Source organism: Labrys okinawensis, from assembly GCF_047345005.1.
Lineage (GTDB): Bacteria > Pseudomonadota > Alphaproteobacteria > Rhizobiales > Labraceae > Labrys > Labrys okinawensis.
Map to the genome: position 1 here is coordinate 586,429 of NZ_CP178864.1, position 15,997 is coordinate 602,425.

The 15,997-nt window shown below is 64.7% G+C and carries 14 protein-coding genes; 13 read left to right on the forward strand and 1 reads right to left on the reverse strand.

Going from position 1 to position 15,997, the window contains the following annotated elements; all coding sequences use genetic code 11:
* Positions 1–71: 71 nt before the first annotated feature.
* On the forward strand, positions 72–356 hold the full coding sequence (locus tag ACMDCR_RS02855) for a hypothetical protein (protein WP_413991073.1): 285 nt from the start codon (positions 72–74) through the stop codon (positions 354–356).
* Between the two features lie 46 nt (positions 357–402).
* Here ACMDCR_RS02855 and ACMDCR_RS02860 read toward each other — a convergent pair whose 3' ends face one another.
* Positions 403–1,167: a transcriptional regulator NanR gene (locus ACMDCR_RS02860; RefSeq protein WP_413991074.1), complete on the reverse strand. Its 765-nt coding sequence runs from the start codon at positions 1,165–1,167 to the stop codon at positions 403–405.
* A gap of 288 nt (positions 1,168–1,455) precedes the next feature.
* On the opposite strand from ACMDCR_RS02860, the gene oiaX reads away from it, so the two are divergent.
* The 12 genes from oiaX (at position 1,456) to ACMDCR_RS02920 (ending at position 15,978) form a co-directional block, all read left to right on the forward strand.
* Positions 1,456–2,724: a 3-oxo-isoapionate-4-phosphate decarboxylase OiaX gene (gene oiaX / locus ACMDCR_RS02865; RefSeq protein ID WP_413991075.1), complete on the forward strand. Its 1,269-nt coding sequence runs from the start codon at positions 1,456–1,458 to the stop codon at positions 2,722–2,724.
* Between the two features lie 127 nt (positions 2,725–2,851).
* Positions 2,852–4,177, forward strand: coding sequence for a four-carbon acid sugar kinase family protein (locus tag ACMDCR_RS02870; RefSeq protein ID WP_413991076.1), 1,326 nt, complete (start codon positions 2,852–2,854; stop codon positions 4,175–4,177).
* 216 nt (positions 4,178–4,393) lie between these two features.
* Positions 4,394–5,365 (forward strand): sugar-binding transcriptional regulator, encoded by a 972-nt coding sequence (locus ACMDCR_RS02875; protein ID WP_413991077.1) that lies wholly within the window; start codon positions 4,394–4,396, stop codon positions 5,363–5,365.
* Entirely contained in the window at positions 5,362–6,912 is a 1,551-nt protein-coding gene (locus ACMDCR_RS02880) for an FGGY-family carbohydrate kinase (RefSeq protein WP_413991078.1), read from the forward strand. The genes ACMDCR_RS02875 and ACMDCR_RS02880 overlap by 4 nt, the downstream gene beginning before the upstream one ends.
* A gap of 8 nt (positions 6,913–6,920) precedes the next feature.
* Positions 6,921–8,426, forward strand: a complete 1,506-nt coding sequence (locus ACMDCR_RS02885; RefSeq protein ID WP_413991079.1) for a glycerol-3-phosphate dehydrogenase — start codon at positions 6,921–6,923, stop codon at positions 8,424–8,426.
* 159 nt (positions 8,427–8,585) lie between these two features.
* Positions 8,586–9,518 (forward strand): sugar phosphate isomerase/epimerase family protein, encoded by a 933-nt coding sequence (locus ACMDCR_RS02890; protein WP_413991080.1) that lies wholly within the window; start codon positions 8,586–8,588, stop codon positions 9,516–9,518.
* Between the two features lie 337 nt (positions 9,519–9,855).
* Entirely contained in the window at positions 9,856–10,623 is a 768-nt protein-coding gene (locus ACMDCR_RS02895; protein ID WP_413991081.1) for a triose-phosphate isomerase, read from the forward strand.
* Between the two features lie 40 nt (positions 10,624–10,663).
* Complete coding sequence (locus ACMDCR_RS02900) at positions 10,664–11,116, forward strand: RpiB/LacA/LacB family sugar-phosphate isomerase (protein ID WP_413991082.1); 453 nt, start codon at positions 10,664–10,666, stop codon at positions 11,114–11,116.
* Between the two features lie 538 nt (positions 11,117–11,654).
* Complete coding sequence (locus ACMDCR_RS02905; RefSeq protein ID WP_413991083.1) at positions 11,655–12,311, forward strand: DUF2291 family protein; 657 nt, start codon at positions 11,655–11,657, stop codon at positions 12,309–12,311.
* Positions 12,308–13,849: a sugar ABC transporter ATP-binding protein gene (locus ACMDCR_RS02910; RefSeq protein WP_413991084.1), complete on the forward strand. Its 1,542-nt coding sequence runs from the start codon at positions 12,308–12,310 to the stop codon at positions 13,847–13,849. The genes ACMDCR_RS02905 and ACMDCR_RS02910 overlap by 4 nt, the downstream gene beginning before the upstream one ends.
* A 22-nt stretch (positions 13,850–13,871) precedes the next feature.
* Complete coding sequence (locus ACMDCR_RS02915; RefSeq protein ID WP_413991085.1) at positions 13,872–14,966, forward strand: ABC transporter permease; 1,095 nt, start codon at positions 13,872–13,874, stop codon at positions 14,964–14,966.
* A gap of 67 nt (positions 14,967–15,033) precedes the next feature.
* On the forward strand, positions 15,034–15,978 hold the full coding sequence (locus tag ACMDCR_RS02920; protein ID WP_413991086.1) for a D-ribose ABC transporter substrate-binding protein: 945 nt from the start codon (positions 15,034–15,036) through the stop codon (positions 15,976–15,978).
* Positions 15,979–15,997 lie beyond the last annotated feature (19 nt).

A 15,997-nucleotide genomic window follows, 5' to 3' on the forward strand; every position in this document is an offset into this window, starting at 1 on the left:
AATAAAACCGCCACGTGGATTGTCACTGCTCCCATAGGCCCGCTGTGGGTCTTCACGAAAGGAGAAGGACAATGTTGAACGTTTCCTATGCGAACAAGGAGAAGTCACTGCTGAAGTCGCTGGCTCTTGCGACGGCGGCGGTTCTTCTTTCCGTTACCTTTGCAGGCTCGGCTTTTGCTGATGCCGGTGACCGGGATCTCGAAGTCAATGCGGTCAATACTGCGCCCAATCTACTCGCCCCGAGGCCGGTGACGACACCGATGGGCGCGCAAGGCATGAAGCCAGTCCACATGGCGCACGTTGCGATCCGGCATCACGGATACAGTCAGGCCAAGGATCTCGGTCGCTATTATTGACACGTCCAGTCGCACGCTGGAGGCGGGCGCATCCGGGAGCGGGTCCTCAGACCTGTCCCTTGTCTGCGGCCGCTTTCCGAGGAGCCGGGTCTGAAGACCCGCCCCCCTGATGCACATAGAGAGAAGCCGAGCGGTCGAGGTGGCGCGCCATCGCCTTTTCCGCGCCCTCGGGATCATGGGCGATGATGCGGCCGAGGATCTCCTCATGCTCGGAGAGGGTGATGTTCTCCTTGCCGGTCCAGATCAGCAGATCGGTGTGATACCGCCTCAGCCAGCCGAGCGTTGCTTCGCTCATCGCCTCGAACAACGGGTTGCCCGAGATGGCGGCGATCCGCGTGTGGAACTGCATGTCGGCCGTGATGAAGGCATCGGCATTGCCGAGGCTGGCGCGCTGGCGGGCCAGGGCCTCCTGCAGCCCGGCGATGGCTCGCGCATCCGCCTTCTCCACCGCCAAGCGCACCATGCCGAGCTCGAAGAAGCGGCGCGCCTCTTTCAGATGCTCGAGCGAGGCCGGGGAGCTTGACAGCAGCACATTGGCGGCATCGTCGACCTGCTGGAAGATCGACCTGGCCGTGGGCCGGCGCACCCGCGCCCGCTCACCATGCGAGATGGTCAGGAGGCCGATGGTGCTCAGCTGCTGCATGGCCTCGCGGATGGCGGGGCGCCCGACGCCGAGCCGGTCCATCAGCTCGCGCTCTGAGGGAAAGGGATCGCCCGGCGAAAGCTCACCCATGGTGATCAAGGCCTTGAGGCGATCGAAGACCTCATCGGAAAGTTTGCGACGGACAATGGGTTCGCTGCTGAGGGGCATGAGACGTTCCGTATGAGGCCGCGCCGTGTTCAATTCTCTTTGCCGCCGGATTCCTGGCAAGGCAAGCCGGCAGCATGCAAGAGTGCCAGCGCTGCACGCAAACCGATAGGACAAAATCCATTGCGTCAACATAGATCATGATATACTCATCATACCTGTTGAGCAATGTACGAAACGGATCATACAGGCCGAGTTGGCATGAGAGTAAGCTATGGAAGCGAGTGGCGCCTTCCTCCGTCATTGCGGTCCTGCCATACAAAATCAGACCGAACGGCTTGAGTTGCTGCCATGTCCGTCATTCGCATGACCTACCGCATCGAGACCACCGGCGACGTTGGGAAGCTGGCCGCCAAGATCGCCAGCGACCAGTCTACCGGCACCTTCGTCGCCCTTCCCGGCGAGACCCCGGAGTTGAAGGCGCGCGTGGCGGCCCGCGTGGGCGATATCCGCGCGCTGGAGACGCTGGCGGTGCCTTCGATTCCTGATCCGGAAGCGCCGGCCAATGCGGCCTACAGGCGCGCCGACGTCGATATCGATTTTCCGATCGAGGCCATCGGTACCGATCTCGCCGCACTGATGACCATCGCCATAGGCGGCGTCTATTCGATCAAGGGCTTCAGCGGCATCCGCATCACTGGCATGCAATTGCCCGGGGAATTCGCGGCAGCCTATCCCGGCCCGCAATTCGGCGTGGCGGGCACGCGCCGGCTGACTGGCGTCAGCGGCCGGCCCGTGATCGGCTCCATCGTCAAGCCGGCGCTCGGCCTGCGCCCGCCGGAATCGGCCGGGCAGGTGCGCGAACTGGTCGAGGCGGAGGTCGACTTCATCAAGGACGACGAGAAGCTGGCAAGCCCGGCCTATTCGAGCCTCGAGGACCGCGTGAAGGCGATCATGCCCATCATCCTCGATCACGAACAGAGGACCGGCAAGAAGGTGATGTATGCCTTCGGCATATCGCATAGCGATCCCGACGAGATGCTGCGCAACCACGACATCGTGGCGAGGGCCGGCGGCAACGCGGCGGTGATCAACATCAATTCGGTGGGGCTGGGGGGCCTCTCCTTCCTGCGCAAGCGCTCCAGCCTGGCGCTGCATGCCCATCGCAACGGCTGGGATATCCTGACGCGCCATCCGGGTCTCGGCATGGATTTCGAGGTCTACCAGCAATTCTGGCGGCTTCTGGGCATCGACCAGTTCCAGATCAACGGCATCCGCGCCAAATATTGGGAATCGGACGAGTCCTTCGTGCGCTCCTTCAAGGCGGTGACGACACCGCTCTTTCCCGGCGATATCTGCCCGATGCCGGTGGTCTGCTCAGGCCAGTGGGGCGGGCAGGCGCCCGAAACCTATGCGCGCACAGGCCAGACGCTCGATTTGCTGTATCTGTGCGGGGGCGGGGTGGTCAGCCACCCTGGGGGGCCTGCGGCCGGGGTGCGCGCCGTGCGCCAGGCCTGGGAGGCGACGGTCGAAGGCGTGCCGCTGGAGGCTTATGCCCGAGAGCATCCGGAACTGGCGCAGTCGCTGCTGAAATTCGGCGCCGATGCCGGGGCGGCGTGAGCGTGGGGAGGACGGAATTGGAGTGGCGGTCTCCGACCGCCATCTTCCTCCCTTGCAAACATTCAGGTTCCAAGATGGCGGTCGGAGACCGCCACACCGCGTTTGGTGCTTATAGAAAGATTCCTCAATGCCCGGCCTGCTGCTTTCCTACTACGGCGACGACTTCACCGGTTCCACCGATGTGATGGAAGCACTGGCCTCGCATGGTGTACGCACGGCGCTGTTTCTCCAGCCCCCCTCTGCGGAACAGCGCAGGCGGCTCGGCGAGTGCGATGCCATCGGTCTTGCCGGCACCAGTCGCAGCCAGAGCCCGGCCTGGATGGACGCCGAACTCACGCCGGCCTTTGCCTGGCTGAGGGAACTTGACGCCACCATCTGCCATTATAAGGTCTGCTCCACCTTCGATTCCAGCCCGACCATCGGCAATATCGGCCGCGCCATCGAGATCGGCCGCCAGATTTTCGGCCAGCGCCAGGTGCCGCTGGTGGTGGGTGCTCCGCAGCTCAGGCGCTATACGAGCTTCGGCAACCTTTTCGCCGCCTATCAGGGCGAGGTCTACCGCATCGACCGCCACCCCGTGATGAGCCGCCATCCGGTGACACCGATGGACGAGGCGGATCTTCGCCTCCATCTCGGCCGGCAGACGACAAGCAGCATCGGCCTCGTCGATCTCGCTGCGCTGGCATCGGCCGAAGTCGACGGCACGGTCGACGCCGTCGTGGCGAAAGGCGAGGATATCCTCATCTTCGATGTCGCCGACGAGGCAACGCAGGCCGTAACAGGCCGCCAGCTCTGGCGCCTGAAGCCAAGTTTGGGATGCTTCGTGGCCGGTTCGTCCGGTATCGAATATGCACTGCTGCGCGCCTGGCAGGAGGCGGGGCTGATCGCTGGCAAGGCTTCTTTCGCTGCGCCGGGTGTGGCCGAGCGCATCGCCGTCGTCTCGGGCAGCTGCTCGCCCACTACCGAGCGGCAGATCCGCCACGCTACCGCCCATGGCTTCGAGGACATCAGCCTCGATCCGCGCGAACTCATCCACCGCAGCGAGCCGGCGATCGCCGAGGCCGTGGCCGCCGGCCTCGACAGGTTGGGCCAGGGGCGCAGCGTCATACTCCACACGGCGCTCGGGCCTGATACGGACATCGGCGCCGAGTTCGAGGGCGAGGGAGACCGCAACCGTATCGGCCAGGCGCTGGGGCAAATTCAGAAGGCGCTGGTCGAGCGCGCTGGCCTCACCCGGGCCGTCATCGCCGGCGGCGATACGTCCAGCCACGCTTTGCGCGAACTCGGCATCTTCGCCCTGACCACGAGGCTGCCTCTGCCGTCCTGCCCGGGTTCGCCGCTCTGCACCGCTCATGCGGATGCCCCGGCCTTCGACGGCCTGGAGATCGCCCTCAAGGGCGGACAGGTCGGCGGCGACGACTATTTCTCGATGATCCGCGAGGGCCGGGCTTAGGAGATGTAGGGGGCGGGTCTTCAGACCCGCCTGAACCGCTCCCGCTGTGTTTTGAGAGCCGGGCCTGAAGACCCGCCCCCAATCTATGTGCCTCGGGTTCGTCACACGGACTGGCTCCATGCCAATCGGCCGCTGGTTGTTGACATCACGCCTCAGACTGTAATAAATTTCAATCACAGAAATAAATTACACGCCTCTATTCCCCCGGCAGGAAACATGGCCCGATCAGCGCCCAAGCGGGACAGCGAGGACAGCCTCGCCGTTCGCGCTGCCTGGCTTCACTATGTCGCCGGGCTGACCCAGGCCGATGTCGCGACGCGCCTCGGCGTCGCCAATGTCAAGGCGCACCGGCTGATCAGCCGTGCCGTCGAGAGCGGCGCCATCAAGGTCACCATCGACGGCGATGTCGCCGAATGCCTGGTGCTGGAAGCCGCCATCGCCTCCCACTATGGCCTCGACATTTGCGAGGTCGTGCCGGACCTCCATGAGCCTGGCCTGCCGTTGCGAGCGCTCGGCGTTGCGGGGGCCGGCTTCCTCCAGCGCGAGATCGAGAACCTGCAGGGCGGCATCATCGGCATTGGCCATGGCCGTACCCTCGCAGCCGCGGTGGCCGACATGCGCCGCGTGCCGGGCGGCAGGATCCGCTTCGTCTCCCTGCTCGGGGGCTTGACGCGTAATTATGCCGCCAATCCCTATGACGTGATGCATCGCCTGGCCGAGAAGACCAACGCGGCCGCCTATGTGCTGCCCGTGCCCTTCTTCGCCAACACGGCGGAGGATCGCGAGGTGCTCGTCGCCCAGCGCGGTGTACGCGAGGCCTTCGGCCTGGCTGCCCAGGCGGACCTCATGGTGGTGGGCATCGGCACCGCCCAGCCTGACGCCCAGCTCGTCGCCTCCCAGATGATCGAGCCGGTCGAGATCCTGGAAGTGCGCGAGGTCGGCGGCGTCGGCGAGGTGCTCGGCCATTTCTTCGACCGTGACGGCAAACCGGTTGAGACATCGCTCGCCGCCCGAACCATCTCGCCGGAGCTCGAGGGATTGAAGGGCCGCCGCATCGTGGCGCTCGCCGGAGGGCCGGAAAAGATCGAGGCCATCCAGGCGATCCTCGCCAGCGGCTATCTCAAGGGCCTCATCACCGACGAGCGCACCGCGGAAGCGCTCGCGAAGAATATCCGGGGGAACGCATGATCTCGGGCCAGGACATCCTCATCGGCATCGATGCCGGCACCTCGGTGATCAAATCCGTCGCCTTCAGCTTCAAGGGCGAGCAGATCGCCGTCGCCTCCGTGCCCAACCGCTATGCCACCGGCCCCGACGGTATGGCGACGCAGTCGCTGTCGCAGACCTGGGCCGATTGCGCGCAGACCCTGCGCGACCTCGCCGGGAAGGTCGAAGGCCTGGCACGGCGCACCGCCGCCATCGCCGTCACCGCCCAGGGTGACGGCACCTGGCTGGTCGGCGCCGGCAATACGCCCGTGGGCGATGCCTGGCTCTGGCTCGATGCGCGGGCCGCGCCTACCGTTCGGAAGCTGCGCGGCCAGCCCACCGACCGCTCCCGCTTCGAGGCGACCGGCACCGGCCTTGCGGCCTGCCAGCAGGGCACGCAGCTCGCCCATATGGCGGCCACCCAACCCGAATTGCTGGCGAAGAGCGAAGTCGCCCTGCACTGCAAGGACTGGCTCTACCTCAACCTGACAGGCGTGCGCGCCACCGACCCGTCGGAAGCGAGCTTCACCTTCGGCAATTTCCGTACCCGCCGTTACGACGACGGGGTTATCGAGGCGCTGGGGCTCCGGGGCGAGCGCCGGCTGCTCCCCGACATCGTCGATGGATCGCAGACCACGCATCCTCTCGGCGCCGGAGCGGCGGCAGCCACGGGCCTCAAGGCCGGCACGCCGGTCTCGCTCGGCTTCGTCGACATCGTCGCCACTGGCCTCGGCGCCGGAATCTATACGGGCGACGCCACGGCTGCGTGCACCGTGATTGGCTCCACCGGCATGCACATGAAGGCGACACCGCAGGATGGCGTCTATCTCAACGCCGAAAGCACTGGTTATGTCATCGCGCTGCCCGTGCCCGGCATGGTGGCGCAGATCCAATCGAACATGGCGGCGACGCTGAATATCGACTGGGCGCTGCGCCTCGCCGCCGATCTCCTCGCCGAGATGGGCCAGAGCGTGAAGCCGTCGGAGCTGGTGGGCCGCATCGACGCCTGGCTGGCCGCCAGCAAGCCCGGCCAGATCCTCTATCACCCCTACATCTCCGAAGCCGGGGAACGGGGCCCCTTCGTGAACAGCAGGGCGCGTGCCGATTTCATCGGCCTTACCAGCACGCATCGCTTCGCCGATCTCCTGCGTGCCGTGGTCGAAGGCCTCGGCATGGCGACGCGCGATTGCTACGAGGCGATGGGCATCCTGCCCGCGGAAGTGCGTCTCACCGGCGGGGCTGCCCGTTCGCGCGCCCTGCGTGCCGTGCTGGCGGCCTGCGTCGGCGCTTCAGTGCGCGTCTCCGCACGCGAGGAGGCCGGCGCGGCCGGTGCCGCGATGATGGCGGCGGTGGCCGTGGGCGCTTACGGCTCGATGGCCGACTGCATCGGCGAATGGGTCACACCTCTTCTCGGCGCCGCCGAGACGCCGGACCCCGCCCTCATCCAGATCTATTCCCATTTGTTCCCCGCCTATCAGGGCGCGCGCCGCGCGCTCGAGCCGGTGTGGGACATGATGAATTTTCAATAGGAGCCGAGATGACCGAGACCGTGGACCTTTTCATCATTGGCGGCGGCATCAACGGCGCCGGCATAGCGCGTGACGCGGCCGGGCGCGGGCTCTCGGTGATGCTGTGCGAGAAGGACGACCTCGCCCAGGGAACCTCGTCCCGCTCGGGCAAGCTGGTGCATGGGGGTCTGCGCTATCTCGAGTATTACGAGTTCCGCCTGGTGCGCGAGGCCCTGATCGAACGCGAAGTGCTGCTCGCCAGCGCTCCCCACATCATCTGGCCGATGCGCTTCGTGCTGCCGCATAGCCCCGAGGACCGGCCCGCCTGGCTGGTGCGGCTCGGCCTCTTCCTCTACGACCACCTCGGCGGCCGCAAGCGCCTGCCCGGCACGCGCACGCTCGACCTCCTCCGAGACCTGGAGGGCGCGCCCATCGAGGACCAGTTCACCAAGGGCTTCGAATATTCCGACTGCTGGGTTGACGATAGCAGGCTGGTCGCTCTCAACGCCGTCGATGCGGCAGAGCGCGGCGCCCAGATCTTCACCCGCACCGCCTGCACGAGCGCACGGCGCGAGGGCGATCTGTGGCATGTGGAGATGACCGACACTCGCAACGGCACCCGTACCACCGTAACGGCGCGTGCCCTCGTCAATGCCGGCGGGCCCTGGGTCAGCGACATCATCCAGCGCGTTGCCGGCGCCAACTCCAGCCGCAAGGTGCGGCTGGTCAAGGGCAGCCACATCATCACCCCGAAATTCTGGGACGGCGCCAACGCCTATCTCGTGCAGAACCACGACAAGCGGGTGATCTTCATCAACCCCTATGAGGGCGACAAGGCGCTGATCGGCACCACGGACATCCCTTATGAGGGCGCGCCTGAGAATGTGGCGATCGAAGAGACCGAGATCGACTATCTCCTCAAGACTGTGAACCGCTATTTCAAGCAGAAGCTGCGGCGCAGCGACGTGCTGCATTCCTTCTCCGGCGTGCGTCCGCTCTACGACGACGGCCAGGGCAACCCCTCCGCCGTGACGCGCGATTATGTTTTCGACCTTGACACCACCGGTGGGGCGCCGCTGCTTAACGTGTTCGGCGGCAAGATCACCACCTTCCGCAAGCTCGCCGAGCATGCCTTGCAACGCCTGCAGCTGACCTTTCCCAAGATGGGCCCGGACTGGACGGCCACGGGCATCCTGCCCGGCGGCGAGATCGAGAAGGGCGACGTGCCGAAATTCCTTGACCGGCTGGCGACCCATTATCCCTGGCTGCCGCGCGACCTCGCCCGGTACTACACCCGCACCTATGGCGCCCGCACTGCCCGGCTGATCGGTGGCGCCACCAGCCTTGCCGACCTCGGCCAAGGTTTCGGCCCGCGCCTTTACGAGGCGGAGGTGCGCTACCTCATGGCGCAGGAGTGGGCGGAGACGGCGGAGGACATCCTCACGCGGCGCACCAAGCACGGCTTGCATATGAGCGAGGACCAGAAGGCCGCCTTCGCCGGCTGGTTCGAGCGCCAGCCCGCCGATGCGGCGTGAGGGGGCACCCCCGTGGGCAATGGCATTGCCGACAGGGGCGCGAGATCGGAGTGGCGATCACCGATCGCCATCTTCCTCTCGTAAGCGCGCAGCTTCCAAGATTGTCGATCGGTGATCGACACTCCTATCCCACGCCCCCACCACCCTCTCGGAGCTCCCATGGGCCTGACGCTCTCCCTGAACACCAATCCCCTGGTGAACCGTTTCGCAGATCCCGGCGACCTCATCGACGCCGTCGCGCATCAGTTGAAAATCCGCGACTTGCAGCTGACCCATGAGTTCATCAACCCGTCCTGGCCGGCTCCGGTGATCCGTCGGCTGACGCGTGAGATGCAGGCGGCCCTCGCGCGCACCGGCGTGCGCGTCACTTCAGGCATGACGGGCCCTTATGGCCGACTCAACCATTTCGGCCATCCGGACCGGGATGTCCGGCGCTACTACGTCGACTGGTTCAAGACCTTCTCCGACATCACGGCGGATCTCGGCGGCAGTTCGGTCGGCACGCAGTTCGCGATCTTCACCTATAAGGACTATGACGATCCCGCGCGGCGCGAGGAACTGATCCGGATCGCCATCGATTGCTGGGCAGGGGTGGCCGAGCATGCCAAGGGGGCCGGCCTCGCCTATGTCTTCTGGGAACCGATGTCGATCGGCCGCGAGTTCGGCGAGACCATCGAAGCCTGTCTCGCCCTGCAGAAGCGCCTGACGGAAGCCAGCATGGCCGTTCCGATGTGGATGATGGCCGATATCGATCACGGCGACGTCACCAGCAGCAATCCCGACGACTACGATCCCTATGCGTGGGCGCGCGCCGTGCCGCAGGTCTCACCCATCATCCACATCAAGCAGTCGCTGATGGACAAGGGCGGGCATCGGCCCTTCACGGCAGAATTCAACGCCAGGGGACGTATCCAGCCCCAACCACTGCTCGCGGCCTTCGCAGAGGGCGGGGCTGAGGACAATGAGATCTGCCTCGAGCTCTCCTTCAAGGAGCGCGAACCTAATGACCGCCAAGTCGTCGCGCAGATCGCCGAGTCGGTCGCCTTCTGGGCGCCGCATATCGATACTGGTGCCGCTTCTCTGAACCTGTGAGGAGGGATGGAGGGGCGGTCTCCGACCACCATTCTTCGAGACGGCAGCGCCTGTAGCGGGGGAAGACGGCGGTCAGAGACGGAGCGCCATATCGGGCGCACCGCGCCTTTGAAGCAGGTGGACCGCTCACGCTCTTTTTATCCGGCGTTGAATTTTTCCCATTGCGCGTGTGATATGATGTGTTATTTATCACTTCACAGATGATCTTCATCACAATAACAAACCAGATGCGCCGGCCGAGGAAGCAATGGGTCTGCACGATGCATATTGGACAGTTTTCAGCCTGCCGGCGAAGGCGGACTTCCGCCTGGCGTGCGTTTGACGGGAGCTGGCGAGCATGACCAAGACCCCGTTCTGGATCGGGACGAGCTGGAAAATGAACAAGGTCTTGGCTGAGGCGCGGGCCTTCGCCGAGGGCCTGATCGCTGCCGAGCCAGAGGCGGATCCCCGTATCCAGCGCTTCGTCATTCCGTCTTTCACCGCTGTGCGCGAGGTGAAGCGCCTGCTCACCTCAACCACCGTGAAAGTGGGGGCGCAGAACATGCATTGGGCTGATGAGGGCGCCTGGACTGGCGAGATCTCACCCGTGATGCTGGTTGATTGCGGCCTGGATCTGGTCGAGATCGGTCATTCGGAGCGGCGCGAACATTTCGGCGAGACGGACGAAACCGTCGGGCTGAAGACCGCCGCCGCAGTGCGCCACGGCCTGATCCCGCTGATCTGCATCGGCGAGACGGCGAAGGACAAGGACGGCGGGCGGGCCGACGAGGTCCTCGAAAAGGAAGTGCGCGCCGCACTCGGCGCCCTGTCGCCCGACCAGTTCGCCGCGCCCATGCTGTTTGCCTACGAGCCCATCTGGGCCATCGGCGAGCGCGGCGTGCCAGCCAGCGCCGACTATGCCGATGCCCGCCAGGCTCGCATCACATCCGTCGCGGAAACAGTGCTGGGGCGCCGGATTCCCTGCCTTTACGGCGGCTCCGTCAATGCCGGCAACTGTGCCGAACTCGCCGGCTGCCCTCACATCGACGGCCTCTTCATCGGCCGGTCGGCGTGGGACGTGACCGATTATCTCCACATCCTCGCCCGTGTCGGCGAGGTGCTCTGAACGTTAGGTACAACCCATCTCTTCGTGAAAGGGGCGTGTCATGAAACTCGCAATTGCCGGCGACAGCGCCGGAGACGGCCTCGCCCATGTCCTGGCCGAGCATCTTAAGAACCGCTTCGATGTGATCGAACTCTCCAAGGCGCCCGATGACGCCACCGAGCTCTATGCCAACCTGTCCGACCGCGTCGCCTCGGGTGTGCTGAAAGGCGATTATGACCGGGCGATCCTGGTCTGCGGCACCGGCATCGGCGTTTGCATCTCGGCCAACAAGGTACCCGGCATCCGTGCCGCGCACTGCCACGACACCTATTCGGCCGAGCGCGCCGCCCTCTCCAACAACGCCCAGATCATCACCATGGGCTCGCGGGTGATCGGGCCGGAGCTCGCCAAGTCGATCGCCGAGGCCTACCTGGCCCAGACATTCGACGAGAAAGGCCGCAGCGCCTCGAATGTCGCCGCCATCAACGATCTCGACGCGAAATATCACGGTTGAGCCTCTGGCATGCTGCGCCGCTTCTTCAGGAGCAGTGCCCACCGATCGCCATTCGGCGGAATTGCAGGCATGTCGCTGGTGGTCTATTATAATTATCGCGCATTCTGGCTACATCATAACATAACCATATCGTAGCCGATCTCTGGGACCGGGAAACAACGAGGATGACGGCGGGTACCCACAAAAAGGCGGGATTTCATAACGAACAGATGTCGTCGAGGCAGGCTGCCTCGCGCATCGTGGCTCTCTTTTGCTTCAGAATGAGCCAGATCGGCATTGTTTTTGCTCGAATCCCTGCTCGGCTCCGCGAAGCGCTCTCCAGCCGGAAGACAGCCTCCTGGTCGCTCGCGCCTGCCTCTGGCCGTCCTTATCAGGCACGTGGCTCCTATCGCAGTCTTGAGATATCTAACGCGAGTATAGCCGCAATCTCTCACATAAGCGCGATGGTTGCAGCTTTTTCCATCTCTTCGCTGCCAGCCGGCCGCGCTTCCGCCTTCCTCCAGCCGCCTCACGGCTGCCCAGCACAGGGGGTTCTCCCATGAGCGTTTCAGCAAGCACGCCCCTGAAACCGCGCCGCAGGTCGGGCCTGCGCTGGGCGCTGGCCGGCGTTGCCGGGCTGGTTCTCATCGCTGCGATGGCTGTAAGCACCAAGGTCGTCATCATCGGTTCGGCGGCCGACGTGCAGGCAGATGTGTTCTCGCCGGATGCCTTCGGCGCTGCGGAATTCCCGAAGATCCAGGCTGCCGTCACCGACAAAGCCGTCGCGGCTGACGTCTTCGCGACTGCCGTCGCTGCCAACAAGGACGAGGCAGGCAAGAAATACGGCGTGCCCGGCAGTATCGGGCCGGAAATCTCGGTCAAGTTCACGGGCGTCGCCGGCCAGGGCAAATCCGGTATCTACAGCGTCACCGTGCCGGGCGTGCCCTCCGAGGTGCTGATCCGCGTGCAGACGGGTCCCGCGATCAACGGCACGGATATCCGCGATGCCACGGGCACGATCGCCTTCGGCCAGTTCACCAACCAGATCGAATATCAGAATGCCGGCTCCGCCCTGAACAGGGAGATGAAGAAGCAGGTTCTGTCGAAGATCGACAACTCCAACCTCACCGGCAAGACGCTCTCGGTCGTCGGCGTCTTCCAGCTCATCAACCCCAAGAGCTGGCTCGTCACGCCGGTAAAGCTGGAGGTCCAATGAGCGCCGTGGCCGAACAACTTGCGGGTGCCGGCGAGACCGTGCTCGCCGCCCGCAACGTCGCCAAGATCTATGGCAGCACCCATGCACTCAAGGGCGTGAACTTCGATATTCATCGCGGCAAGGTGACCACCTTGTTCGGCGAGAACGGCGCCGGCAAGTCGACGCTGATGAAGATCCTCTCCGGGGTCGTCTCGCCGACCTCGGGCCAGATCGAGCTCGATGGCGAGGTCGTCTCCTTCGCCTCCTCGACCGACGCGCGCAATCGTGGCATCTCGATCATCCATCAGGAGTTGAGCCTCGCGCCCAATCTGAGCGTGCGCGACAACATCTTCATGGGGCGTGAGATCGTGACGCCGACCGGCGTCGATTTCGCCGAAGAGGCGCGCCAGGTCCGTGCCCTGATGAAGGAACTCGCCGAGGATATCGATCCGCTGCAGCGGGTGGAGGAACTGCGCCTCGGACAGCAGCAGATCGTCGAGATTGCCCGCGCCCTCTCGGTGAACTCGCGCATCCTCATCATGGACGAGCCGACCTCGGCGCTGAGCGCCAGTGAGGTCGAGATCCTGTTCAAGGTGATCCACGACCTCAAGCGGCGGGGCGTCTCCATCGTCTACATCTCCCATCATCTCGAGGAAGCGCTGCAGATCACCGATTTCGCCGTGGTCCTGCGCGACGGCGCGATCACGGCCAGCGCGCCGCGCAAGGACATCGATCTCGAATGGATCGTGCGCAACATGGTTGGCGAGAATTTCGACCTGGGCTCACCGCCCACCGGCTATGGTTTCGGTGACACCGCCCTGTCGATTCGCAACCTCTCGGTGGCCGATGCCTCAGGCACCGGCTCGGTGGTCGATGGCATCTCGCTCGACGTTAAGGCCGGCGAAATCGTCTGCATCTACGGGCTGATGGGCGCCGGCCGCACCGAAATGCTCGAATGCGTCGCCGGACGCATGCCGAGGACCGCCGGCAGCGTCTTCCTGGAAGGCCAAGACGTCTCGGATTTCAGCATCGCCGACCGCATCGAACTTGGCCTCGCCCTCGTGCCCGAGGACCGCCAGCGGGACGGCCTGGTACAGACGATGACGGTGGGTTCGAACCTCTCCCTCGCCAGCATCGGCAATTTCGTGCGCGGCCTTCTACTGTCGCCGCCACGCGAGCAGGCTCTGATCGGCCAATCGATCCGCGACACCCACATCAAGACGGCAGGCGGGGAGGCGCCCATCGGCTCGCTCTCCGGCGGCAACCAGCAGAAGGTGGTGATCGGCAAGATCCTGGCCACCCACCCTCATGTGATCCTGCTGGACGAGCCGAGCCGCGGCATCGACATCGGCGCCAAGGCCGAGGTGTTCCGCATCCTCGCCGAACGCGCCACCCAAGGCCTCGCGGTGGTGTTTTCAACCTCGGAAGTCGCCGAGTGCCTCAGCATCGCGCACCGCATCATCGTGATGCGCCGCGGCAAGATATCCGCCGAGTTCGGGTCCGACGTGACCAAGGAGCAGATCATGGCCGCCTCGGGCGAAGCCGTGGTCGTCGGTTGATCAAGAAGAACGGAGCCTGACCATGACCCAAGTCGGTCCCTCTCTCAAATCCAGCAGCACGGCCTCCGTCGCCGAGGGATTCGACATCGGCCGCCTGCTGCTGGAAGGACGCGCCTTCTTCGCGCTGATCGCGATCATCGTCGTGTTCTCCTTCCTGTCGCCCTACTACTTCACTGTCGCCAACTTCCTGACGATGGCCCAGCACGTCGCCATCTTCGGCATCCTGGCTGTCGGCATGCTCCTGGTCATCCTCAATGGCGGCATCGACCTCTCGGTAGGTTCGACATTGGGCCTCTCCGGCGTAGTGGCGGGCTTCCTCATGCAGGGCGTCACGCTGCAATGGTTCGGCGTCATCCTCTATCCGCCGGTCTGGGTGGTCGCGGTACTGTGCTGCGTGCTCGGTGCGCTGGTCGGCCTCGTCAATGGTGTGCTGATCGCCCGCTTCAAGGTGCCCGCCTTCGTCGCCACTCTCGGCGTGATGTATGTGGTGCGCGGCTTTGCGCTGCTGATGACCAACGGCCTCACCTACAACAATCTCGGCGGCAAGCCGGAGCTGGGCAATACCGGCTTCGACTGGCTCGGCTTCAACCGCCTCGCCGGTGTGCCGATCGGTGTGATCGTGCTTTGCGTCATCGCCGTCCTCATCAGCCTCGTGCTCAATCGCTCGCCCTTCGGCCGCTGGCTCTACGCCTCGGGCGGCAACGAGCGCGCCGCCGAACTCTCGGGCGTGCCCGTCAAGATGGTGCAGGTCACCGTCTACATGCTCTCGGGCATCTGCGCGGCGATAGGCGGCCTCATCCTCTCCTCCCAGCTCACGTCGGCAGGCCCGACCGCCGGCACCAGCTACGAGCTCACCGCCATCGCGGCCGTGGTCATCGGCGGCGCGGCGCTCACCGGCGGACGCGGCAATATACGCGGCACGCTGCTCGGGGCTTTCGTTATCGGCTTCCTCTCCGATGGCCTCGTCATCATCGGCATCTCGTCCTACTGGCAGACGGTCTTCACCGGCGCGGTCATCGTGCTCGCGGTGCTGCTCAATGCCATCCAGTATCGCCGCCGCGTCAAGCGCCCAGCGGACGCCGGCAGCCAAACCACTTCTCAGCAGCAGGGGGGATAAGCCGACAAGCTGTCTTCCAGAGAAGAGCCTTAACGACCCTGAAAACACCACCCAAAGGAAATGTCCCATGATGAGCAAGACCAAACTCCTGATGGCTGCCGCCTTCGCCCTGACGATGAGCGCCAGCTCGGCCTGGGCCGGTGGCCTGATCTCCATCATCGTCAACGACCCGGCCAATCCCTATTGGCTGACCGAGGGCAATGTGGCGGCTGCCACGGCCAAGAAGCTCGGCTATGACGCCAATGTCGCTGCCCACAAGGCCGACACTAATGTCGAGAGCAACCTGATCGACACCGCCATCACCAACAAGTCCGTGGCCATCATCCTCGACCCGGCCAACGCTTCGGGCTCGATCGGCGCCGTGAAGAAGGCCGTGGCCGCCAATATCCCGGTGTTCCTGGTCAATGCCGAGATCAACCAGGAGGGCCTCGCCAAGGGCCAGCTCGTCTCCAACAACGCCCAGGGCGCCGCCCTCGGCGCGCAGGAATGGGTGAAGCTCGTCGGCGAGAAGGGCAACTATGCCGAGTTGCTCGGCGCCCCGTCCGACAACAACGCCGCCACGCGTTCCAACGGCTACGAGACCGTGCTGAGCCAGTATCCTGACCTGAACAAGGCCGCTTCGCAGGTTGCCAACTGGGATCGCACGCAGGGCCACGACAAGATGCAGACCATGCTGCAGGCCAACCCGAATATCGTCGGCGTGATCAGCGGCAATGACGAGATGGCCCTCGGCGCGATCGCCGCGCTCAAGGAAGCCGGCAAGCTCTCCAGCATCAAGGTTGGCGGCTTCGACGGCTCGCCCGACGCCGTAGCGGCCATCAAGGCCGGCGAGCTGCAGTACACCGTGCTGCAGCCGGTGGCGGTGTTCTCGCAGAAGGCGGTCGAGCAGGCCGATTCCTTCATCAAGACCGGCAAAACCGGCGCCGCCGCAGAAAAGCAGCTCTTCGATTGCGTCATCATCAACAAGGACAACATCGCCAAGTATTCGGCAGCCTTCACGCTGTCGAACTGATAGAATCCAGGGGAGCGCC